Below are 19,717 nucleotides of genomic sequence, written 5' to 3'. Positions count from 1 at the left end.
GCATCCCTCCTCGATCCGGCTTCCGTTGTATCGTGGATCATTGCGCCGCCCAAGGTGTGCCATGGCCATCGTCGTTCCCGTGATTGCCCTGGTCCTGATCGTCGGCATCCTCGGTGTCGTGATCTGGTCGATGGCCAGGCGTCCGAAACCCGGCGAGCAGCCGCAGCCGCGCAACGCCACGCCCGAGGAGATCGAGGGCTATGCCGTGGAGCTGCGCGACAGGCTCGATCGCCGACCGTTCGGCGAGCAGTTGGTGCGCGATGTCTGGCGGAGGCTGATGGGCGCCAGGCCGGATAGCGGCGTGATCTACGAGTACCATCGCGATTTCTGCGGCCAGGGCCTGATCCGCACGGCAAAGGGCGTGAAGCTGTGCGATGTGCAGGATGGTGGCGCGTACTTCGGCGAACCGATCGCGCAATGGTTCGAGGAGGAAGAGTTCGTCGCCTTCCTCGCCAGGCAGTCGGACTACAGCTGCAGCGGCTGGGACGAGAGCGAGCCGGTGTTCTTCACGACCGACAGCTGGTACCGCAACAACCAGCGCCTCACGCGCGCCGTGCTGGAGCGCTACCGCGCGACGGGCGGCTGACGCAGTGGCAGCCCGCGACGTGGTCGTCGACCATGCCGGTGGCCTGCATGAAGGCGTAGCAGATGGTCGAGCCGACGAAGCGGAAGCCCAGCTTCATCAGCGCCTTCGACATCGCGGCACTTTGCTCAGTCTGCGCCGGCACGTCCTTCAGGGTCTTCGGTCGGCGCACCAGCGGCCTGCCGCCGGTGAACGACCACAGGAACTCGACCGGATCCTCGCGCCTGGCCAGCGCCAGCCAGGCCCGGGCGTTGCCGACCGAGGCCTCGATCTTGCCGCGATGGCGCACGATGCCCCGATCGGCGCTGAGCTTGTCGAGCTTGCCCGGCGTGTAGCGCGCGATCCTCGCCGGATCGAACCCGTCGTAGACCTTGCGGTAGTGCTCGCGCTTGCGCAGCACGGTGATCCAGCTCAGGCCGGCCTGGCAGCCCTCGAGGATCAGCAGCTCGAACAGCGCCTGCGGGTCGCGATGCGGGCGGCCCCACTCGCTGTCGTGGTAGGCGCGGTAGAGCGGATCGTCGCTCACCCAGCCGCAGCGCGGCTTGCCGTCGTCGAGTGTGACGACATCGTGCTTCCAGACCATGGGTGGATTCGACGGCGCGATCAGTCGTCGCCGCCGAACATCTCCTTCACCTTGTTGAAGAAGCCCTCGGATTCGGGCGACGTGCCGGCATCCTTGCCGGCTGCCTCGAACTCCTTGAGCAGCTCCTTCTGCCGGGCGGTGAGGTTCACCGGGGTCTCGACCACGGTCTCGATGTAGAGGTCGCCCTTCTGGGTCGAGCGCAGCACCGGCATGCCCTTGCCGCGCAGGCGGAACTGGTGGCTCGATTGCGTGCCGGGCGGGATCGAGATGCGCGCCGTCTTGCCGTCCAAGGTCGGCACCTCGATGTGCCCGCCCAGGGTGGCGGTGACCATGCTGATCGGCGCGCGGCACAGCAGGTCGGCACCGTCGCGCTCGAACATCTTGTGCTTGCGCACGCTCAGGAAGACGTAGAGGTCGCCCGGCGGGCCGCCGCGCGCACCGGCCTCGCCCTCGCCGCTGAGCCGGATGCGGGTGCCGTCCTCGACGCCCTGGGGGATCTTGACCTGCAGGGTCTTGTCCTTGCGCACGCGGCCGGCGCCGTTGCAGGCGCGGCACGGCTTCTCGATCTTCTGGCCGGCGCCATGACAGGTCGGGCAGGTGCGCTCGACGGTGAAGAAGCCCTGCTGCATGCGCATGCGGCCGCGCCCGTGGCAGGTCGGGCAGGTCACCGGCTTGGAGCCGGGCTCCGCGCCGCTGCCGTGGCAGGCCTCGCAGGTCACCGAGCTGGGCGCGCGCACATTGGCTTCGGCGCCGGCATAGGCCTCTTCCAGCGAGATCTCGAGGTTGTAGCGCAGGTCGGCGCCGCGGCCCGGGCCAGAGCGCTGGCCGGCGCCCATGTTGCCGAACATCTGCTCGAAGATGTCGGCGAAGCCGCCGCTGAAGTCGAAGCCGCCGGCGCCCGGGCCGCCCGGGCCGTTGGAATTGCCGTCGAAGGCGGCCGGACCGTAGCGGTCGTAGGCGGCGCGCTTCTGGTCGTCCTTCAGGACGTCGTAGGCGTGGTTGATCTCCTTGAACTTCTTCTCGGCTTCCTTGTCGCCCGGATTGCGGTCCGGGTGGTACTTCATCGCCAGCTTGCGGTAGGCCTTCTTCAGGTCGTCCGCGCTGGCGGTACGGCTGGCGCCGAGCAGTTCGTAGTAGTCCTGAGCCATCACGCGTATCCGCGGCCGCCGCGAGCCGCCATTGCATCAAGGTCCGCAACACGCGAACGCCCCCACCCGGGGCTGATAGCACGGATGGGGGCGCCGATCACCTTCGACCGCCTCAGTCGCCCGAGCCGGTCTTCTTGTTCTTGCTGGCGTCGGTGACGTCCTCGAAATCGGCGTCCACGACCTTGTCGTCCTTGTTGGCCGCGTCGCCGGGGCCGGGCTGCGCGCCGGGAGCGGCCTGCTGATCGGCCTCCTGCGCCTTGTACATGGCCTCGCCCAGCTTCATGGCGGCCTGCGCCAGCGCGTTGGTCTTCTCCTTGATGGCCTCGACGTCCTCGCCGGCCAGCACGCTCTTCAGCGATTCCAGCGCGCCCTCGATCGCCGCCTTGTCGGCCGCCGGCACCTTGTCGCCGTGCTCGCCGAGGTTGCGGGTCGTGGCGTGCACCAGGCCTTCGCCCTGGTTGCGGGCATCGACCAGCTCGCGCTTCTTCTTGTCCTCGGTGGCGTGCTGCTCGGCGTCCTTGACCATCTTCTGGATCTCGGTCTCGCTCAGGCCGCCCGACGCCTGGATGCGGATCTGCTGCTCCTTGGACGTCGCCTTGTCCTTGGCGGTGACCGAGACGATGCCGTTGGCGTCGATGTCGAAGGTCACCTCGACCTGCGGCACGCCGCGCGGCGCCGGCGGGATGCCGACCAGGTCGAACTGGCCCAGCAGCTTGTTGTCCGAGGCCATCTCGCGCTCGCCCTGGAAGACCCGGATCGTCACCGCCGTCTGGTTGTCGTCGGCGGTCGAGAAGATCTGGCTCTTCTTGGTCGGGATGGTGGTGTTGCGCTCGATCAGGCGGGTGAACACGCCGCCCAGGGTCTCGATGCCCAGCGACAGCGGGGTGACGTCGAGCAGCAGGACGTCCTTGACCTCGCCCTTGAGCACGGCGCCCTGTACGCCGGCGCCGATCGCCACGACCTCGTCGGGATTGACGTTGCGCGCCGGATCCTTGCCGAAGAACTGTTTCACCGTGTCGATGACCTTGGGCATGCGCGTCATGCCGCCGACGAGGATGACCTCGTCGATCTGGCCGGCGGTCACGCCGGCGTCCTTCATCGCCGCGCGGCACGGCTCCAGGGTGCGCTGCACAAGGTCCTCGACCAGCGCCTCGAGCTTGGCGCGCGAGAGCTTCATCACCAGGTGCTTCGGGCCACTGGCGTCGGCGGTGATGAACGGCAGGTTGATCTCGGTCTCCTTGCTGTTGGAGAGCTCGATCTTGGCCTTCTCGGCCGCCTCCTTCAGGCGCTGCAGGGCGAGCTTGTCGCCGCGCAGGTCGATGCCCTGGTCCTTCTTGAACTCATCGGCGAGGTAGTTGATGACGCGCTGGTCGAAGTCTTCGCCGCCGAGGAAGGTGTCGCCGTTGGTCGCCTTGACCTCGAAGACGCCGTCGCCGATCTCCAGCACGGAGATGTCGAAGGTGCCGCCGCCCAGATCGTAGACCGCGATCAGGCCGGTCTTCTTCTTGTCCATGCCGTAGGCAAGGGCGGCCGCGGTCGGCTCGTTGATGATGCGCAGCACGTCCAGCCCGGCGATGCGGCCGGCGTCCTTGGTGGCCTGGCGCTGGGCGTCGTTGAAGTAGGCCGGCACGGTGACCACGGCCTGGGTGACGGTTTCGCCCAGGTATGACTCGGCGGTCTCCTTCATCTTCATCAGGATGAAGGCGGACATCTGGCTGGGGCTGTACTGCTTGCCGTCGACCTCGACCCAGGCGTCGCCGTTCGACGCCTTGACGATCTTGTAGGGGGCCAGGCCGATCTCCTTCTGGACCATCGGGTCGTCGAAGCGGCGGCCGATGAGGCGCTTCACGGCATAGAGCGTTTTGTTCGGGTTGGTCACCGCCTGGCGCTTGGCCGACTGGCCGACCAGACGCTCGCCGGAATCGGTGAAGGCGACCATGGATGGGGTGGTGCGGGCGCCCTCGGAGTTCTCGATCACGCGAGGGTCGTTGCCCTCCATGATCGCGACGCAGGAATTGGTCGTACCGAGGTCGATACCAATGACTTTAGCCATGATGCATTGCCTCTCTTGTCAGCGGCGGGATCCGTTCGGCCCTGACGGCACCGGGACGTCCCCCTGGAGTTCGGATACAGATTCGACGGCAAAAAGCCGCGATTTCCAAAGGGCTATATAGTGTCTCCGGATACCCCTGCAACGGTCCGCGAGGCCGATGCTTACGGCATTTTTGCGGCCGGGCCATGCCCTGCCCTTCGGCTGGGCCTGTCTGGAAGCCCTCCAGACTGCCGCCCGTTGCGGATAGGGTGCCGCCATGCCCCGCGCCACCCATTCCCGCCTGCCGCCGCCCTTCCTGAAGCGCGTGACGCTCCTGCCGGAGCGCGTCGAGGACTGGTCGCGGCATCCCTTCAACCTGCCGCTGTTCGCCGACCGCCGGTTCGATCTGGGTTTCACGCACAAGGTCACGGTGATCGTCGGCGAGAACGGGGTCGGCAAGTCGACCCTGCTGGAGGCCATCGCCGGGCAGATCGGCTTTGCCATGCAAAGCGGCACGCGCAATTTCCTCTCGCAGGAGGCGGCGCCCGCCCTGTCGCGCTGCCTGCGCCTGGCCTGGCTGCCCCGCGTCACCAGGGGCTTCTTCCTGCGCGCCGAGAGCTACTTCAACTTCATCAGCCAGATGGACGAGCTCGACCGCGACCCCCAACCCGGTCCGCGCATCGTCGACGCCTATGGCGGCCGCTCGCTGCACACCCGCTCGCACGGCGAGGCCTTCCTGGCCCTGTTCGAGCACCGCTTCGCCCATGCCCAGGGCATCTACATCCTCGACGAGCCCGAGGCGGCGCTCTCGCCCCAGCGCCAGATCCGCTTCCTCAACATTCTTCGGCGGATGGAGGAAGCTGGCCGGGCGCAGGTGCTCATCGCCAGCCACGCGCCGCTGATCATCGGCTATCCCGGCGCCGACCTGCTGATCATGGAACCCCAGGGCATCCGGCGCGGCCGGCCCGAGGACACCTCGCACTGGCGCGTCGTGCGCGACTATTTCGCCGATCCGGACGGCTTCATGCGCGCGGCCATGGAGACCGCCGGCTGAACGCGCGCCGCGAAGACGCCTTACTTGGTGGTGTCGTTGGCCGGGGCGGCCGGCGGCCCGCCGGTGGCGACCACGACCATGGCGGCGCGCAGCAGCCGGTCATTGATCACGTAGCCGTCCTGGTAGACCTGGGCCACGGTGTTGCCGGGCCGCGACGGATCGGGGACCTGCGCCACGGCCTGGTGCAGGTTGGGGTCGAATGGCTTGTCCTGGGCCTCGATCTTCTTGACGCCATTGCGCTCCAGCACGGCCTGCAGCTCGCGCTGGGTCGCCTCGACGCCCTGCACCACGCCCTTCAGCCGATCGTCCAGCCCCTCGCCGCCCGGCGGCAGGGCCTGCAAGGCGCGGCCGAGATTGTCGCCCACCGAGAGCACGTCCTTGGCGAAGCGCTGGACGGCGAATTTGTGCGCCTCCTCGACGTCGAGCTTGGCGCGGCGCCGCGCGTTCTGGGCGTCGGCGACGGCGCGGATCCACTGGTCCTTGGCCTCGGCCAGCTGCGTCTCCAGCTCGGCGATCCTGGCCTCGGCCGCCTCCTTGATGACGCGCGCGGGGTCATCGGCATCGCCCCGCGGCGGCTCGGGGATGTCGAGGCTGAACTCCGGCTCCAGGCCCGGATCCTCGGGCGGCGGCTTATGGGAGGCGGTGTCGGACGGCATGATCTGGCGAGCCATACAGGGTTGAAACGCCGACGGCGAGACACTGTGCCTCGCCGTCCTGTCCGCCCTGACTTAGGTGGTCGCCCGCCCGGGGTCAACCCGGTGCGACAGGCTCAGCCGACCAGCCGGCCGACGACCTTCGCCGTGTAATCCACCAGCGGGATGATGCGGGCGTAGTTCATGCGCGTGGGCCCGACCACGCCGATGGCGCCGACGATCTTCTCGCGCTCGCCGCGCAGCGGGGCGACGATCACCGAGCAGCCGGTATTGGCGAATAGCGGGTTGTCGGCGCCGATGAAGATCTGCACGCCCTCGGCACCGCCCGCCAGGTCGAGCAGGCGCATGAAGCTCTCGCCGCGTTCCAGCGATTCGAAGAGGCGGCGGATGTTCTCGAGATCGGCCAGCGCCGTGACGTCCTCGAGCAGCCGCGCCTGGCCGCGCACGATCAGCGAGGAGCCCGGCCCGCCGCCCCAGGTCGCCAGCCCGGCCTCGATCACGCGCTGGGTCAGCGCGTCGAGCTGGGCGCGCTGGCCGGCGAGCTCGGCGGCGATTTCTTCCCTGGCCTCCTCGAAGGTGCGGCCGACCAGGCGCGCGGCGAGATAGTTGGCGGCCTCGATCAGGGCCGAGGGCGGCATGCCGATGGGCAGCTCGATCAGGCGGTTCTCGACCGTGCCGTTCTGGGTCACCAGCACGACCAGCGCCCGGCCCGGTCCCAGCGCCACGAACTCGATGTGCTTCAGCGGCTGCTCGCTGCGCGGCGCCACCACCATGCTGGCGCAGCGCGACAGGCCCGACAGCAGCGAGCTGGCGTGCTCCAGCACCTCCTGCACGCTGCGGCCGTTGCCTGCACAGCGCGCCTCGATGCCGGCCCGCTCGTCCTCGCTCAGCACGCCGACCTCGAGCAGCCCGTCGACGAACAGGCGCAGTCCCGCCTCGGTGGGAACGCGGCCGGCTGAGGTATGCGGCGCGAACAGCAGGCCGGAATCCTGCAGATCCGCCATCACGTTGCGGATGGTCGCCGGCGAAAGATGCTCGGTCAGCCGGCGCGTGAGCGTGCGCGAGCCCACCGGCTCGCCGGTCTCGACGTAGGACTCGACGATGCGCCGGAAGACCTCTCGGGCGCGATCGTTGAGCTCGGCAACCGGCGCGGCGGTGCCGACCAGGGTGCGGCTGGCCGATGGGCGGGGCACCGGCTCGAGTCGCGTGATGGGCCGTTGCATGCCCTAGAATCTAGGCAGCGGGCCCGATAGCGTCAACGCCGGGCCGGTGCGAGACTGCGGCGATGGACGACAGGGTCATCGACGCCCCGCCTGCCCGGCTCGTCTTCCGGGCCGATCCGCTGGCCGCGGCCATCGTGCCGCTGCTGTTCGCGCTGATCGTGGGCGCCATCGTCTGGCTGACCGAAGGCCGTGCCTACGCCCAGTGGGTGTGCGCCGGTATCGCCGTCTTCGCCGTCATCGACCAGGTCCAGCTGCGGCTGCGCCCACCGCTGGAGATCGACGGCCGCCGGGCCACCGCCCGACCGCGGCGCGGCGGCGCCATCCGCTTCGGCGGCGAATCGATCGGTTCGGTCGCGGTGCGCTCGCACGGCATCTTCGGCCGGGGTGTCGTCATCCGCCCCGGCCTCGACGCCGCCCGGGGCGCGACAACGGAAACCTTCATCGGCCCCTTGCGCGACCCTGTCGGCGCATGGCACGCCCTCGACCGGCTCCGCCGGACGGGCGGACGATGACCACAGGAAGACCATGTCCATCCGACCTTCCGGCCGCGCGCCCGATCAGCTGCGCCCGATCGAGCTGATTCCCGGCTTCTCGCGCCATGCTGAAGGGTCCTGCCTGGCGAAGTTCGGCGATACCCATGTGCTGTGCACCGCCTCGGTCGAGGAGCGCGTGCCGCCGTGGATGCGCGGCAGCGGCCGCGGCTGGGTGACGGCGGAGTACGGCATGCTGCCGCGCTCGACCCATACGCGCACCGACCGCGAGGCGGCGCGCGGCAAGCAGTCGGGCCGCACCCAGGAGATCCAGCGCCTGATCGGCCGCGCGCTGCGTGCCGTGGTCGATCTCGAGGCGATGGGCGAAATGCAGGTGAAGGTCGACTGCGACGTGCTGCAGGCCGATGGCGGCACGCGCACCGCCAGCGTCACCGGCTCGTGGGTGGCGCTGGCGATCGCCATGAACGGGCTGCAGAAGGCCGGCAAGCTGAAGAAGTATCCGATCACCGGCCAGGTCGCGGCGATTTCCTGCGGTGTCTACAACGGCACGCCGGTGCTCGACCTCGACTACCCCGAGGATTCGGCGGCGCAGGCCGACGCCAATTTCGTGCTGACCGCCGCCGGCGGCCTGGTCGAGGTGCAGGGCACGGCGGAGAAGGATCCCTTCAGCGAGGCCGAGTTCCTCGCCCTGCTGGCGCTGGCCAAGCGCGGCATCGGCGAGCTCTGCGTGCATCAGCGCACCGCGCTGGAGCGAAGCTGAGGCGCGATCGATGACGCCGCGCCGCTTCAGCGGTTCGCAGCTGGTGGTAGCCACGCACAACGCCGGCAAGGCGGCCGAGATCGGCGGCATGCTGGCGCCTTTCGGCGTGCATGTGCTCTCGCACGGCGAGCTCGGGCTGGAGGTGCCGGAGGAGACCGGCACGACCTTCCTCGAGAATGCCGAGCTGAAGGCGCGCGCAGCCGCGCGCACCGCCAACCTGCCCGCACTGGCCGACGATTCGGGCCTGTCGGTGCACGCGCTCGATGGTCAGCCGGGCCTGCACACCGCCGATTGGGAGGGCCCGAACCGCGATGCGATGACCGGCATGGCACGCATCCAGCGCGAGCTCGCCCGCCGTGGCGTGCCCGACACGCCCGAGGCGCGCGCCGCGACGTTCAATTGCGCCCTGGCATTGGCGTGGCCCGATGGCCATGTCGAGAGCGTGCTGGGCCAGGTGCGCGGCACCATCGTGTGGCCGCCGCGCGGCAGCAATGGCCACGGCTACGATCCCACCTTCCAGCCCGATGGCTGGGCGATGACCTGTGGTGAGATGGAACCCGCGGTGAAGAACAGCATCAGCCACCGCGCCGATGCCTTCGCCAGGCTCGTGGCGCGGTGCTTCCGGTGAACGACGCGCGACGCCAGCTCGGCGTCTACGTGCACTGGCCGTTCTGCGTCTCGAAGTGCCCCTATTGCGACTTCAACAGCCACGTCCGCGACGGCGTCGACCAGACGCGCTGGCGCGAGGCGCTGCTCGCCGAGCTTGCTCACTATGCCAAGAGCACGACAGGCCGCAGGGTCGACAGCGTCTTCTTCGGCGGCGGCACGCCGTCGCTGATGCCGCCGGCGACGATCGCCGCGGTGATCGGTACGATCCGCGATCTGTGGCCCCTCGCCGGCGACGTCGAGATTACCATGGAGGCCAACCCGACCTCGGTCGAGGCGGCGCGCTTCGAGGCCGTGCGCGAGGCCGGCGTCAATCGCGTGTCGCTGGGCGTGCAGGCGCTCGATCCCGGCTCGCTGCGCTTCCTCGGCCGCGCGCATTCGGTGGACGAGGGCCTGGCGGCGATCGCCACGGCGCGCGCCGTCTTCGCGCGCTATTCCTTCGACCTGATCTACGCGCGGCCCGGCCAGACGCCGGCGGCGTGGCGCGCCGAGCTGACGCGCGCGCTGGAACTCGCCGGCGAGCATCTCTCGCTCTACCAGCTCACGCTCGAGCGCGGCACGCGCTTCTGGCAGGATCACGCGCACGGCGCCTTCGCCATGCCCGACGAGGACACCGCCGCCGTGCTGTACGAGGAAACCGGCGCGCTGATGGCCGCGCACGGCCTGCCGGCCTACGAGATCTCCAACTATGCCCGACAAGGCGCGGCCTGCCGTCACAATCTGATCTACTGGCGCTACGAGGACTATGTCGGCGTCGGGCCGGGGGCGCATGGCCGCTTCGCCGTCGATCGCGCCGATACCGCGCGCGGCAAGCGCGCCACGCGCCAGGCCAGCGGACCCGAGGCCTGGCTCGAGCAGGTCGAGGCAAGGGGCCACGCGACCGCCGAGGATCGCCTCGTCGATCGGGACGAGATGCCGCGCGAAGCCCTGATGATGGGCCTTCGGCTGGTCGAGGGGATCGATCGAGGGCGCTTCCGCGCGCTCACCGGCCGCGATCCCCTCGACGCCATTGATTCGCAGGCCCTGTCCCGCCTGATCGAAGGCGGCTTTCTGGCGCTCGACGCCGAGCGCCTGCGCGCCACCGCCGCCGGACGCCAGCGGCTCGATGCCGTGCTGGCGCGCCTGCTGCGCTGACGGCATCCGGAGCGCAAAAAAGAAGAGAGCGGGCCCGAGGCCCGCTCTCCGATGCTTTCGACGCTGGACGTCGCGACTAGAACGTGAGGGCCGTTCCGAGCAGGAACTGCCAGCTGTCCGTGCGCTCCGACTGGTTCTGGCCCGACGCCGCCTCGTAGTAGAAGCCGCCGACCAGCCTGATGCCCGGTCCGATGGCGTAGGTGCCGCCGACCATGAACAGGTGAACCTGGTCGGTGCCGACCGCGCCGCCCGGACCCGCCAGTGCCGCGACGCTCTCACGCCGCGTACCGCCGTGGTAGGTGAAGCTCACCGCCCACGGGCCGGTCTCGTACGAGACGCCGGCCGACCAACGGATGTTCTCGTTGCCCGCGATCAGGCCGTTGTTGTCCCAGGTCAAGCTGCCGCCGACCGTGAAGCCGGCATAGCTGATCTGAGCGCCGCCACCAACCGCGTGGTAGTGCCGCTGCAGGCCGTTGTTGAGGATGCCCCGGTCGTAAGCGGCACCGTCGTAGCCCAGCGCCACGGCGATGCCGAGGTTGCCGAACTTGTTCACGTAGTTGAGGCCGAGCGACACGCCGTTGACATACGCGTTCTGCATGTTGGTGCAGAGCGGTGCGTTGCCGGCGCCACCGGTGAAGCCGCAGGTCGCGGCCGCATTGAGCGGTCCGAAGCCCGCCGTGTTGTTCGCCGTCATGTACGGCGTGTACGACACACCGGCCTGGAAGCCGAAGAAGCGCGGCGTGTAGTAGTTGAACTTGTTGGCGTCCTGGAAGATGCCGGGAGCAGCCGCGTTGGCGTGCAGCGCGCCGTTGGCGCCGCTGATGGTCGCCGAGCCCGCCCCGAAGTTGAACTGCGTCGAGCCGTAGCCCGGCAGCACGTTGGGCGCAGCGTAGAACATGCGGTACGACACGACGTCGATGCCGCCGAACTCGATACGACCCCAGTCGCCGAAGGCGAAGATGTACTCTTCGTCCATCGTGTCCGTGGTGGTGCCGGCGGCCTGCGACCAGCCTTCGAGCTCGAAGCGCACACCGATGGTGGTGCCGTTGTCGAGCTTGGTCTGGCCGATGAACCAGATCTCGCCTTCGTACTTGTAGTTCGGCGTGCGGAAGTCGGTGGCCGTGGCGCCGGTTCCGATGCCGCCGTAGTGACCGACGTTGAAATACTGCTGCATATAGCCGCCGACACCAATCTTGATCGGATCGGCCGCCATCGCCGGCACGGCCGCGAGGCCGCCTGCGATCAAAGCGGTCGTCCCCAGGAGGACTTTCTTCATTTCTCCCTCTCTCTCTCTGCTGCGTCTCGCGATCAGGACCGACGGCGACCGGTTTTAGAAGGGCTAGCCACACAACTCGGCCAAAACCGCTCCTGCCACTCGACGGGCCATGGCGGATTAAACTCGCCGCCCTATCAGGGGTCAAGAAACCAAAGGCAGATGCGCCAATTCGGTGGCGAGGTGTGGCACGGACGCCACAAATCGGCCGCCGAGCCACCAGTTTGGCGTACCCCCAGAAGGGTCAATATATTGAGGTAGATTCGGGGTTGGCGCTAAATATGGTATGTTTCATAACAGGACAAATTGCTATCCTATTGAAATTACTGACTTATTGTAGGCTGGGCGATCGGGCTCCACCCGCGTCCGCCGGGCTGGCCGCCGACTAGCTGTTTCCGGCGACCGACTTCCCCTATATAAGTTGGCCTTGGCGCGCCGAATGGCCCAAGAGCCGCCGCGCCGTCACAGGGAGCCCTCATCAATGTCCAGAGGCCATCGTCGCCCGATCCGGCGCGCTCTGCGCGTTGCCTCCATCGCGGTGTTCGCTGCGTCGTCGGCGGGATTGGCGGGTTGCGGCGGCGACGACACGGCGCTGCCGGATCAGCTCACCCGCCCGAAATCAGAGCGCCAGTATGGCCTGAGCCGCGGCGCGGCCGAAGGCGGCGGCCTGTTCGGTCCCGGCGGCCTGTTCGGCTCGCGTGACGAGAAGCGCAAGGGCCTCGACGAGCCGGGCATCGCCGTCAACGCCTTCCTGTGGCGCGCCTCGCTCGATGTGATCATTGACAACAAGTGGCCGATCGCCTCGGCCGACCCGTTCGGCGGGCTGATCATCACCGACTGGTTCCAGTTCACCGAGTCGCCCAGCGAACGGCTGAAGCTGCAGGTGCTGATCCTCGACCGCGACCTGCGCGCCGACGCCATCCGCGCCTCGATCATCCGCCAGCAGCAGGCGGGTGGCCGCGGCTGGGTCGACGCCCCGGTCGATCCCAAGACCGCGTTCGAGTTCGAGAACGCGATTCTTACCCGGGCCCGCCAGCTGCGCATCGCCGCCACGGGCAACTGACCGTTACCGGCGAGCGAGTTGACAATCGCGCGGCGGGCCCTAGCCTGCCCGCCCATGATCGGATATCAGCGGCTTCCCCGACTTATCGCCGCCGGCCTGTAAGGGCCGGTCGGGTGCCCGCGCGCCCTCGAGAAGCCCTGCTATCGTTCGCCATTGGTCCGATCATGTCCTCCAGCCCATCCCCCGTGCGCTACAATTTCCGCGAGACCGAGGCCAAGTGGCAGAAGGCCTGGGAGGAGCGCGGCACGTTCCGCGCAAAAATGGATCGCGCCCGGCCCAAGTACTACGTGCTGGAGATGTTCCCCTACCCGTCGGGGCGCATCCACATGGGCCACGTGCGCAACTACACCCAGGGCGATGTGGTGGCGCGCTACCGCAGGGCGCGCGGCTTCAACGTGCTGCATCCCATGGGCTGGGACGCCTTCGGCCTGCCGGCCGAGAACGCGGCGATGGAGAAGAGGGTCCACCCGCGCAAGTGGACCTACGAGAACATCGCCACCATGAAGGCGCAGCTGAAGTCGATGGGCCTGTCGCTGGACTGGAGCCGCGAGCTGGCGAGCTGCGATCCCAGCTACTACCGCCACCAGCAGAAGATGTTCCTGGATTTCTGGCGGGCCGGCCTCGCCTATCGCAAGGAATCCTGGGTCAACTGGGATCCGGTCGACAACACCGTGCTGGCCAACGAGCAGGTGATCGACGGCAAGGGCTGGCGCACCGGCGCCACCGTGGAGCGCCGCAAGCTCTCGCAGTGGAACCTGAAGATCACGCACTTTGCCGAGGAGCTGCTGACGCGCCTGGATTCCATGCCGCGCTGGCCCGAGAAGGTGCGCCTGATGCAGGCCAACTGGATCGGCAGGAGCGAGGGCGCGCGCGTCTTCTTCGAGCTGACCGGCGAGGGCGCCCTGCCGGGCGAGACGCTGGAGATCTTCACGACGCGGCCCGACACGCTGTTCGGCGCCTCGTTCGCGGCGATATCGCCGGATCATCCGGTGGCGGCGCGCCTGGCCAAGGACGACCCGGCACTGGCGGAGTTCATCGCCGAGTGCCGCAAGACCGGCACCAGCGCCGCCGAGATCGAGACCGCCGAGAAGACGGGCTACCGCACGCGGGTCCTGGCGAAGGACGTGGTCAAGGAGGGCGCGACCCTGCCGGTCTACGTCGCCAATTTCGTGCTGATGGAGTACGGCAGCGGCGCGATCTTCGGCTGCCCGGCGCACGACCAGCGCGACCTGGATTTCGTGCGCAAGTACGGCTTGCCGGTGATCCCGGTCGTGCTGCCCAGGGATGCCGATCCGAAGACCTTCGCGATCGGCGCCGAGGCCTATGACGGCGACGGCACGATCTTCAACTCGGGCTTCCTGGACGGCCTGTCGGTGGCCGACGCCAAGCGCACGATCATCCGCCACCTGGAGAGCAAGGGACAGGGCAAGGGCACCGTGCAGTACCGCCTGCGCGACTGGCTGGTGTCGCGCCAGCGCTACTGGGGCTGCCCGATCCCGGCGATCCACTGCGATTCCTGCGGCGTGGTGCCGGTGCCGGCCAAGGACCTGCCGGTGACCCTGCCCGACGACGTCGAGTTCGACACGCCGGGCAATCCGCTGGACCGCCATCCGACGTGGAAGCACGTCGCCTGCCCGTCCTGCGGCAAGCCGGCGCGGCGCGAGACCGACACCTTCGACACCTTCATCGATTCGAGCTGGTACTTCGACCGGTTCACCTCGCCGCAGCTGGACAGCGCGCCGTTCGACCGCGAGGAGAACCACTACTGGATGCCGGTCGACCAGTACATCGGCGGCGTCGAGCACGCGATCCTGCATCTGCTGTACTCGCGCTTCTGGACGCGCGCGATGCGCGAGGTGCAGATGACCAGCCGCGACGAGCCGTTCGACGGGCTGTTCACCCAGGGCATGGTCTGCCATGAGACCTATCGCGCCACCGACGGCACCTGGCTGTTCCCGGACGAGATCAGGAGGCTGGAGGGTGGCGCCATCGTGCGCGCCTCGGACGATTCGCCGGTGATCATCGGCCGCTCCGAGAAGATGTCGAAGTCGAGGAAGAACGTCGTCGATCCCGACCAGATCATCCGCGACTACGGCGCCGACACCGCGCGCTGGTTCATGCTGAGCGACAGCCCGCCGGAGCGCGACCTGGAATGGACCGAAGCCGGTGTCAGCGGCTCGTGGCGTTTCCAGCAGCGGCTCTACCGGCTGCTGAGCGAGGCGATCGGCAGCGGCGCCGCGGCGGCGAAGGCCAACGGCGCCTTCTCCGACGCCGCGATGGCGTTGCGCCGCGCCGCCCACAAGGCGGCCGCCGGCATCTCGGGCGACATCGAGGCCTTCCATTTCAACAAGTCGGTGGCCCGCCTCTACGAGCTGGCCAACGCCATCGAGGGCTTCAAGGCGAAGGACGATGCCGATCGCGCCGCGCTGGGCGAGACGCTCGACATCTTCGTGCGCCTGATCGCGCCGATGACGCCGCACCTGGCGGAAGAGCTGTGGACCCTGCTGGGCCGCGACGGGCTGGTCGCCGACGCGCCGTGGCCGACGCCCGACGCCGCGCTGCTGGCCGACGAGGACGTCACGGTGGCGGTGCAGGTCAACGGCAAGCTGCGCGCGACCCTGAAGCTGCCCAAGGACACGCCGAAGGATCGGGCCGAGGCCGCGGCCCTGGCCGAGGCGGACGTGATCAAGGCGATGGCCGGCAAGCCGGCGAAGAAGATCGTCGTCGTGCCCAACCGCATCGTCAACGTGGTGGTGTGAGCGGCCACCGCGCCATCGTCGAGGCGACGCGGCGCGGCCTGATGTTCGCGGCGCTCGCGGCGCTTTCCGCCTGCAGCCTGCGCCCGCTCTACGGCGGCGACGAAGGAACGCCGCCGGCCGGTGCGCCGGCAGGCGGCGTGCGCGGCGACCTCGCCGCGATCCGGATCGCCACCATCGCCGAGCGCAGCGGGCAGGTGCTGCGCAATGCGCTCATCGACCACCTCACTCCCGGGGGCGAGCCGCGCCAGCCGCTCTATCACCTGGTGGTGACGCGCAGCGAGTCCGAGCAGACGCCGCTGCGCCGTCTCGACGAGGTGGCAATGCTGCAGACCCTGCACGTCAGCGCCAGCTGGAGCCTGCGCGATCCCGCCGGCGCCACGCTCACCGCGGGCTTCAGCCGCACCGTGGCGCGGTTCGATCTGACGCGCTCGCAGCCGGCCACCGAGGCCGCGCGCGAGAACGCGCGCGAGCGCACGGCGCGCGACCTCGCCGAGGACATCCGCATGAAGCTGGCGCTGTATTTCCGCCAGCGCCGCGGGCTGTAGCTTCGGGTTTACCGTCATTCCGAGCGCAGCGAGGAATCTGGACGTCTCCCTGGATTCCTCGCTGCGCTCGGAATGACAGAGCGTCTCAGCGCGCGCCGAGATCGCCGGCGGCGGCGCGGCGCAATGCCGGCGTCACCTCGGGCAGCGCGACGTCGAACCATGCGCCGAAGCCCGGCCGCGCCTGGTGCAGCAGCATGTCGAGGCCGTCGACCGTGAGGTTGCCGCGCGCTCTGGCGGCCGCGAGCAGCGGGGTCTCGAGCGGCAGCACGTAGACGATGTCGTCGACCACCGCCGAGCCCGGCAGCGCGGCGAGATCGAGCTCCAGCGGCGGCATGCCCTTCATGCCCAGCGATGTCGTGTTGACCAGTAGCCCCGCGCCGCCCAGTGCGGCCTCGCGCCGATCCCAGTTGTCGATCACCACCGTGCGGCCGTCCTTCGGCGTCACCTGCGCGCCGAGGTCGATCGCCGTTTGACGCGTGCGATTGAGCAGGCGCAGCTCAGGTACACCGGCATCGACCAGCGCGTGACATACCGCGCGCGCCGCACCGCCGGCACCCAGCACGACCGCCGGCGCCGCGTCCGGCTTCCAGCTCGGCGCACCGGCGCGCAGGGCGGCGATGAAGCCGAAGGCGTCGGTGTTGCGTCCCTCCAGCGTGCCGTCGGCGCGCTTCACCACGGTGTTGACCGCGCCGATCCGCGTCGCGCCGGCATCGACGTGATCGAGCATGCCCAGCACATCGATCTTGTGCGGCAGGGTGAGGTTGCAGCCGCGCGCATGCGGCGTGCTGCGGATGAAATCGAGCGTGGCGCGCAGCGCCGCGCCGCCCGGCGCCACGGCGAGACGGCCGTAGAAGCCGTCGATGCCGCGCTCCTGCAGCCAGTAGCCGTGGATCAGTGGCGAGCGCGAATGCTCGACCGGCCAGCCGACAATGAAGGCGAAGGGTCGGTCCTGTGCGGCGGCGAGCAGGGTGGCGAAGTCGGGCGTCATGGTTCAGTTCCGGGCGACCCCGGCACCGCGCAGGAAGTCGAGCAGCGGCAATAGTGGCAGACCCAGGATGGTGAAGTAATCACCTTCGATACGCTCGAAGAGTTGCGGGCCCGGGCCCTCGAGGCGATAGGCGCCGACGGAGGTGGTGAGCGACTCGCCGCAGAGCGCGACGTAGTGGTCGAGGAAGGCGTCGGAGAACGCGCGCATGGTCAGGTGCGCCGCGGTGAGATGGCGCCAGATCACGCGCTCGTCGCGCGCGACGCAGATCGCGGCGTGCAGCGTGTGCGTGCGCCCGCGCAGGCGCAGCAGATGCGAACGCGCCTCGGCGAGATCGACCGGCTTGTCGTACAGCGCGCCGTCGCAGGACAGCGTCTGGTCGGCGCCGATCACCAGCGCGCCGGGCCGCAGACGCGCGCCCGCCAGGGACTTGAGATCGGCGAGCGCCGCCGCCAGGGCAGCGCCGGGGATGTCGCCCAGCCGCGCCTTTTCCGCCGCCTCGTCGATGTCGGGCGCCAGCGCCTCGTGATCGAGCCCGACACCCGACAGCAGCGCGCGGCGCGCGATCGAGGTTGAGGCGAGGACGAGGCGCATCAGTGCTTGTGCTCGTTGGCCGGCTGGGCGCCCAGCGGCAGGATCGGCACCGCGACCTCGATGCGGCCGGCCTTCTCGAACACCAAAGTGAGCGGCGCGCTGTCGCCGGCCTTCAGCGGTGCCTTGAGCTCCATCAGCATGATGTGGAAGCCGCCCGGCGCGAGGGTCGCCTTGCCGTTGGCCGGCACGTCGATGCCCGGCACCTCACGCATGCGCATCACGTCGCCATCCTTGATCACCGTGTGCAGCTCGGCCCGGGCGGCCACCGTCGACTCCACGCGCAGCAGGCGGTCGGCGCTGGCGCCGCCGTTGACGATCGTCATGTAGGCGCCGCCGGCGCGCGCTGCCGGCGCGGTGGCGCGCGCGAAGGGCTGCTCGATGCGCAGCGGGCTCGTGCCCTGGGCGACGGCGATGGTGGGCAGCGCGAGGGCGGCGATGAGCAGCAGGCAACGGCGACGCATGACGAACTCCTGACGGATCAGGCCGCGACGCCTACGCGGCACAAGACAATCGCGCAAGCGTTGCGCTGTCGCGGTGGCAAGCGGCGCGAGGCTGCACTAGGCTCCGCGTCGCGACAGGCGAGGGGAGGCTCCCATGGTCAAGGCAGTGCAGATCCGGCAGGCTGGCGGACCCGAGGTGATGGAATACACCGATGTCGAGGTCGGCAAGCCCGGCGCCGGCGAAGTGCGCATCCGTCATACCGCGATCGGCCTGAACTTCATCGACATCTATACGCGCTCCGGTCTCTATCCGGTGCCGATGCCCAACTGCATCGGCCGCGAGGGTGCCGGCGTGGTGCTCGAGGTCGGGCCGAGGGTGAAGGGCTTCAAGAAGGGCGACCGGGTCGCCTATTGCGGCAGCGGGCCGGGCGCCTATGCCGAGGAGCGTGTGCTGCCCGCCGCCCTCCTGCTGAAGGTGCCCAACGGGATCAGCGACAAGCAGGCCGCCGCGATGATGCTCAAGGGCATGACGACGGAGTACCTGATCCGCCGCACCCACAAGTGCAAGAAGGGCGACATCGTGCTGTTCCACGCCGCCGCCGGCGGTGTCGGGCTGCTGTTTGGCCAGTGGGCCAAGGCGATCGGCGTCAAGGCGATCGGCACGGTGTCCTCGCCGGAGAAGGCGGCGATCGCCAAGAAGCATGGTTACACCTGGGTGATCGACTACTCGAAGGAAGACGTGGTGGCGCGGGTCAAGGAGATTACCAAGGGCAAGGGCGTGCCCGCGGTCTATGACGGTGTCGGCAAGGACACCTGGGACATCTCGCTGAAATGCCTCGCCCCACTGGGGACGCTGGCGAGCTTCGGCAATGCCTCGGGGCCGGTGCCACCGGTGGCGCCGGCGGTCCTCGGCGGCAACCTTTCGGCCTTCCTGACCCGGCCGAGCCTGGGCGCCTATACCTCGACGCGGAAGGATCTCGAGGGCAGCGCCAAGGCGCTGTTCAAGATGGTCAAGAGCGGCAAGATCAAGATCACCATCGACCAGACCTATGCGCTGAAGGATGCTGCGCAGGCGCATCGCGACCTCGAAAGCCGCAAGACGACCGGTCAGACGGTTCTGATCCCCTAGCGCGGTTGACTTCCTTACTTCCATGGTGGAAAGTAAGGAATGCGGCTGATCAGCAGGATCACCAGCAAAGGACAGATCACCATCCCCAAGGCCGTGCGTTCGGCGCTCGGCCTGCAGGATGGCGACTTGGTATCCTTCGCGCTGGGTGACCAGCAGGCGGTATTGCACAGGATCGCCCCGCAATCGGAGGCCGCGCCCGGCGGGGCGGTCGGCACCGACCTCACCGAGTGGGCCAGCCCGGCCGACGAGGACGCCTACCGTGATCTTTGACCGCTACGACGTGGTGGCGCTGCCGCATCCGCTGAACGACGCGCAGCCCTCCGCCCGGAGGCCCGCGGTCGTGCTGTCGACCCGCACTTTCAACATCAGCCAGGGCCATACGCTGTGCGCCATGGTAACCAGCTCGGCCGGCGGCTGGTCGAGCGACGTGCCGATCGTCGACCTGCAGACCGCCGGCCTGCCGGTGCCGTCGGTGGTGCGGCTCAAGCTGTTCGTGGTCGAGAACGCCAAGGCCGAGCGCCGCCTGGGAGAGCTGGCGCGCAAGGACGCCAAGGCGCTGCGCCGCGCCCTGCGCTCGGCGCTGGGCGAGGACGAATGAGCCG

The 19,717-nt window shown here is 69.0% G+C and carries 21 protein-coding genes; 12 read left to right on the top strand and 9 right to left on the bottom strand.

Going from position 1 to position 19,717, the window contains the following annotated elements:
• Positions 1–61: 61 nt before the first annotated feature.
• Positions 62–586 carry a hypothetical protein gene (locus tag KF889_10190; protein ID MBX3499802.1) on the top strand — a complete coding sequence of 175 codons (525 nt, stop codon included), beginning with the start codon at positions 62–64 and terminating at the stop codon, positions 584–586.
• On the opposite strand, the gene KF889_10185 is transcribed toward KF889_10190, so the two are convergent.
• The 3 genes from KF889_10185 to dnaK all read right to left on the bottom strand — a co-directional run bounded on the left by KF889_10185 (position 543) and on the right by dnaK (position 4,367).
• Positions 543–1,166 (bottom strand): DNA-3-methyladenine glycosylase I, encoded by a 624-nt coding sequence (locus KF889_10185; protein MBX3499801.1) that lies wholly within the window; start codon positions 1,164–1,166, stop codon positions 543–545. The two genes, KF889_10190 and KF889_10185, sit on opposite strands and share 44 nt — an antisense overlap.
• A gap of 20 nt (positions 1,167–1,186) precedes the next feature.
• On the bottom strand, positions 1,187–2,317 hold the full coding sequence (dnaJ, locus tag KF889_10180; GenBank protein MBX3499800.1) for a molecular chaperone DnaJ: 1,131 nt from the start codon (positions 2,315–2,317) through the stop codon (positions 1,187–1,189).
• A 109-nt stretch (positions 2,318–2,426) separates the two neighbouring features.
• Positions 2,427–4,367 carry a molecular chaperone DnaK gene (gene dnaK / locus KF889_10175; protein ID MBX3499799.1) on the bottom strand — a complete coding sequence of 647 codons (1,941 nt, stop codon included), beginning with the start codon at positions 4,365–4,367 and terminating at the stop codon, positions 2,427–2,429.
• A 256-nt stretch (positions 4,368–4,623) separates the two neighbouring features.
• Between dnaK and KF889_10170 the strand changes: the two genes are divergently transcribed.
• Entirely contained in the window at positions 4,624–5,400 is a 777-nt protein-coding gene (locus tag KF889_10170) for an AAA family ATPase (protein ID MBX3499798.1), read from the top strand.
• Between the two features lie 20 nt (positions 5,401–5,420).
• Here the strand turns inward: KF889_10170 and grpE are convergent, their stop codons facing one another.
• Together grpE and hrcA are read right to left on the bottom strand one after the other, a co-directional pair.
• Positions 5,421–6,056 carry a nucleotide exchange factor GrpE gene (gene grpE, locus KF889_10165; protein ID MBX3499797.1) on the bottom strand — a complete coding sequence of 212 codons (636 nt, stop codon included), beginning with the start codon at positions 6,054–6,056 and terminating at the stop codon, positions 5,421–5,423.
• A gap of 113 nt (positions 6,057–6,169) precedes the next feature.
• Positions 6,170–7,276 carry a heat-inducible transcriptional repressor HrcA gene (gene hrcA / locus KF889_10160; GenBank protein MBX3499796.1) on the bottom strand — a complete coding sequence of 369 codons (1,107 nt, stop codon included), beginning with the start codon at positions 7,274–7,276 and terminating at the stop codon, positions 6,170–6,172.
• 62 nt (positions 7,277–7,338) lie between these two features.
• On the opposite strand from hrcA, the gene KF889_10155 reads away from it, so the two are divergent.
• Genes KF889_10155 through KF889_10140 form a run of 4 tightly spaced genes read left to right on the top strand, consistent with a single transcriptional unit; the run spans position 7,339 to position 10,327 of the window.
• A complete protein-coding gene (locus KF889_10155) occupies positions 7,339–7,788 on the top strand; it encodes a hypothetical protein (protein MBX3499795.1) in 450 nt (149 codons plus the stop codon).
• A gap of 19 nt (positions 7,789–7,807) precedes the next feature.
• Entirely contained in the window at positions 7,808–8,527 is a 720-nt protein-coding gene (rph, locus tag KF889_10150; protein MBX3499794.1) for a ribonuclease PH, read from the top strand.
• A 10-nt stretch (positions 8,528–8,537) separates the two neighbouring features.
• A complete protein-coding gene (locus KF889_10145) occupies positions 8,538–9,155 on the top strand; it encodes a non-canonical purine NTP pyrophosphatase (GenBank protein ID MBX3499793.1) in 618 nt (205 codons plus the stop codon).
• Positions 9,152–10,327, top strand: coding sequence for a coproporphyrinogen III oxidase (locus tag KF889_10140; protein MBX3499792.1), 1,176 nt, complete (start codon positions 9,152–9,154; stop codon positions 10,325–10,327). Before KF889_10145 ends, KF889_10140 begins: the two co-directional genes overlap by 4 nt.
• Before the next feature lie 76 nt (positions 10,328–10,403).
• Here the strand turns inward: KF889_10140 and KF889_10135 are convergent, their stop codons facing one another.
• On the bottom strand, positions 10,404–11,603 hold the full coding sequence (locus KF889_10135; protein ID MBX3499791.1) for a porin: 1,200 nt from the start codon (positions 11,601–11,603) through the stop codon (positions 10,404–10,406).
• 478 nt (positions 11,604–12,081) lie between these two features.
• Here KF889_10135 and KF889_10130 point away from each other — a divergent pair, with 478 nt between their 5' ends.
• The 3 genes from KF889_10130 (at position 12,082) to KF889_10120 (ending at position 15,967) form a co-directional block, all read left to right on the top strand.
• Positions 12,082–12,663 (top strand): DUF3576 domain-containing protein, encoded by a 582-nt coding sequence (locus KF889_10130; protein ID MBX3499790.1) that lies wholly within the window; start codon positions 12,082–12,084, stop codon positions 12,661–12,663.
• Between the two features lie 164 nt (positions 12,664–12,827).
• The gene (gene leuS / locus KF889_10125) at positions 12,828–15,422 is read left to right on the top strand and encodes a leucine--tRNA ligase (GenBank protein ID MBX3499789.1); all 2,595 of its coding nucleotides are present in this window, start codon (positions 12,828–12,830) and stop codon (positions 15,420–15,422) included.
• Positions 15,419–15,967: a hypothetical protein gene (locus KF889_10120; GenBank protein MBX3499788.1), complete on the top strand. Its 549-nt coding sequence runs from the start codon at positions 15,419–15,421 to the stop codon at positions 15,965–15,967. The genes leuS and KF889_10120 overlap by 4 nt, the downstream gene beginning before the upstream one ends.
• 85 nt (positions 15,968–16,052) lie before the next feature.
• Here the strand turns inward: KF889_10120 and KF889_10115 are convergent, their stop codons facing one another.
• From KF889_10115 to KF889_10105, 3 genes are read right to left on the bottom strand one after another with little or no spacing between them, the layout of a single operon-like run.
• A complete protein-coding gene (locus KF889_10115) occupies positions 16,053–16,955 on the bottom strand; it encodes a shikimate dehydrogenase (GenBank protein ID MBX3499787.1) in 903 nt (300 codons plus the stop codon).
• 3 nt (positions 16,956–16,958) lie between these two features.
• Positions 16,959–17,546, bottom strand: coding sequence for a Maf family protein (locus tag KF889_10110; protein ID MBX3499786.1), 588 nt, complete (start codon positions 17,544–17,546; stop codon positions 16,959–16,961).
• Positions 17,546–18,007: a copper chaperone PCu(A)C gene (locus tag KF889_10105; GenBank protein ID MBX3499785.1), complete on the bottom strand. Its 462-nt coding sequence runs from the start codon at positions 18,005–18,007 to the stop codon at positions 17,546–17,548. Before KF889_10105 ends, KF889_10110 begins: the two co-directional genes overlap by 1 nt.
• Positions 18,008–18,140: 133 nt before the next feature.
• Between KF889_10105 and KF889_10100 the strand changes: the two genes are divergently transcribed.
• From KF889_10100 to KF889_10090, 3 genes are read left to right on the top strand one after another with little or no spacing between them, the layout of a single operon-like run.
• Positions 18,141–19,115 (top strand): quinone oxidoreductase, encoded by a 975-nt coding sequence (locus tag KF889_10100; protein MBX3499784.1) that lies wholly within the window; start codon positions 18,141–18,143, stop codon positions 19,113–19,115.
• A gap of 39 nt (positions 19,116–19,154) precedes the next feature.
• The gene (locus KF889_10095; GenBank protein MBX3499783.1) at positions 19,155–19,385 is read left to right on the top strand and encodes an AbrB/MazE/SpoVT family DNA-binding domain-containing protein; all 231 of its coding nucleotides are present in this window, start codon (positions 19,155–19,157) and stop codon (positions 19,383–19,385) included.
• Positions 19,375–19,713, top strand: coding sequence for a type II toxin-antitoxin system PemK/MazF family toxin (locus KF889_10090; GenBank protein MBX3499782.1), 339 nt, complete (start codon positions 19,375–19,377; stop codon positions 19,711–19,713). Before KF889_10095 ends, KF889_10090 begins: the two co-directional genes overlap by 11 nt.
• Positions 19,714–19,717: the final 4 nt, after the last annotated feature.

This window comes from Alphaproteobacteria bacterium, assembly GCA_019635875.1.
Classification (GTDB): Bacteria; Pseudomonadota; Alphaproteobacteria; order Reyranellales; family Reyranellaceae; genus JAFAZJ01.
The sequence above is the reverse complement of the archived record's forward strand: the minus strand, read 5'-3'. Positions and strand labels throughout refer to the sequence as shown.

Bases quoted from the DNA above. Each gene is read 5' to 3' on its own strand.
- KF889_10190 (MBX3499802.1), top strand. From the start codon at position 62: ATGGCCATCGTCGTTCCCGTGATTGCCCTGGTCCTGATCGTCGGCATC.
- KF889_10185 (MBX3499801.1), bottom strand. From the start codon at position 1,166: ATGGTCTGGAAGCACGATGTCGTCACACTCGACGACGGCAAGCCGCGC.
- dnaK (MBX3499799.1), bottom strand. From the start codon at position 4,367: ATGGCTAAAGTCATTGGTATCGACCTCGGTACGACCAATTCCTGCGTC.
- KF889_10170 (MBX3499798.1), top strand. From the start codon at position 4,624: ATGCCCCGCGCCACCCATTCCCGCCTGCCGCCGCCCTTCCTGAAGCGC.
- grpE (MBX3499797.1), bottom strand. From the start codon at position 6,056: ATGCCGTCCGACACCGCCTCCCATAAGCCGCCGCCCGAGGATCCGGGC.
- hrcA (MBX3499796.1), bottom strand. From the start codon at position 7,276: ATGCAACGGCCCATCACGCGACTCGAGCCGGTGCCCCGCCCATCGGCC.
- KF889_10155 (MBX3499795.1), top strand. From the start codon at position 7,339: ATGGACGACAGGGTCATCGACGCCCCGCCTGCCCGGCTCGTCTTCCGG.
- KF889_10145 (MBX3499793.1), top strand. From the start codon at position 8,538: ATGACGCCGCGCCGCTTCAGCGGTTCGCAGCTGGTGGTAGCCACGCAC.
- KF889_10135 (MBX3499791.1), bottom strand. From the start codon at position 11,603: ATGAAGAAAGTCCTCCTGGGGACGACCGCTTTGATCGCAGGCGGCCTC.
- KF889_10130 (MBX3499790.1), top strand. From the start codon at position 12,082: ATGTCCAGAGGCCATCGTCGCCCGATCCGGCGCGCTCTGCGCGTTGCC.
- leuS (MBX3499789.1), top strand. From the start codon at position 12,828: ATGTCCTCCAGCCCATCCCCCGTGCGCTACAATTTCCGCGAGACCGAG.
- KF889_10115 (MBX3499787.1), bottom strand. From the start codon at position 16,955: ATGACGCCCGACTTCGCCACCCTGCTCGCCGCCGCACAGGACCGACCC.
- KF889_10110 (MBX3499786.1), bottom strand. From the start codon at position 17,546: ATGCGCCTCGTCCTCGCCTCAACCTCGATCGCGCGCCGCGCGCTGCTG.
- KF889_10105 (MBX3499785.1), bottom strand. From the start codon at position 18,007: ATGCGTCGCCGTTGCCTGCTGCTCATCGCCGCCCTCGCGCTGCCCACC.
- KF889_10100 (MBX3499784.1), top strand. From the start codon at position 18,141: ATGGTCAAGGCAGTGCAGATCCGGCAGGCTGGCGGACCCGAGGTGATG.
- KF889_10095 (MBX3499783.1), top strand. From the start codon at position 19,155: ATGCGGCTGATCAGCAGGATCACCAGCAAAGGACAGATCACCATCCCC.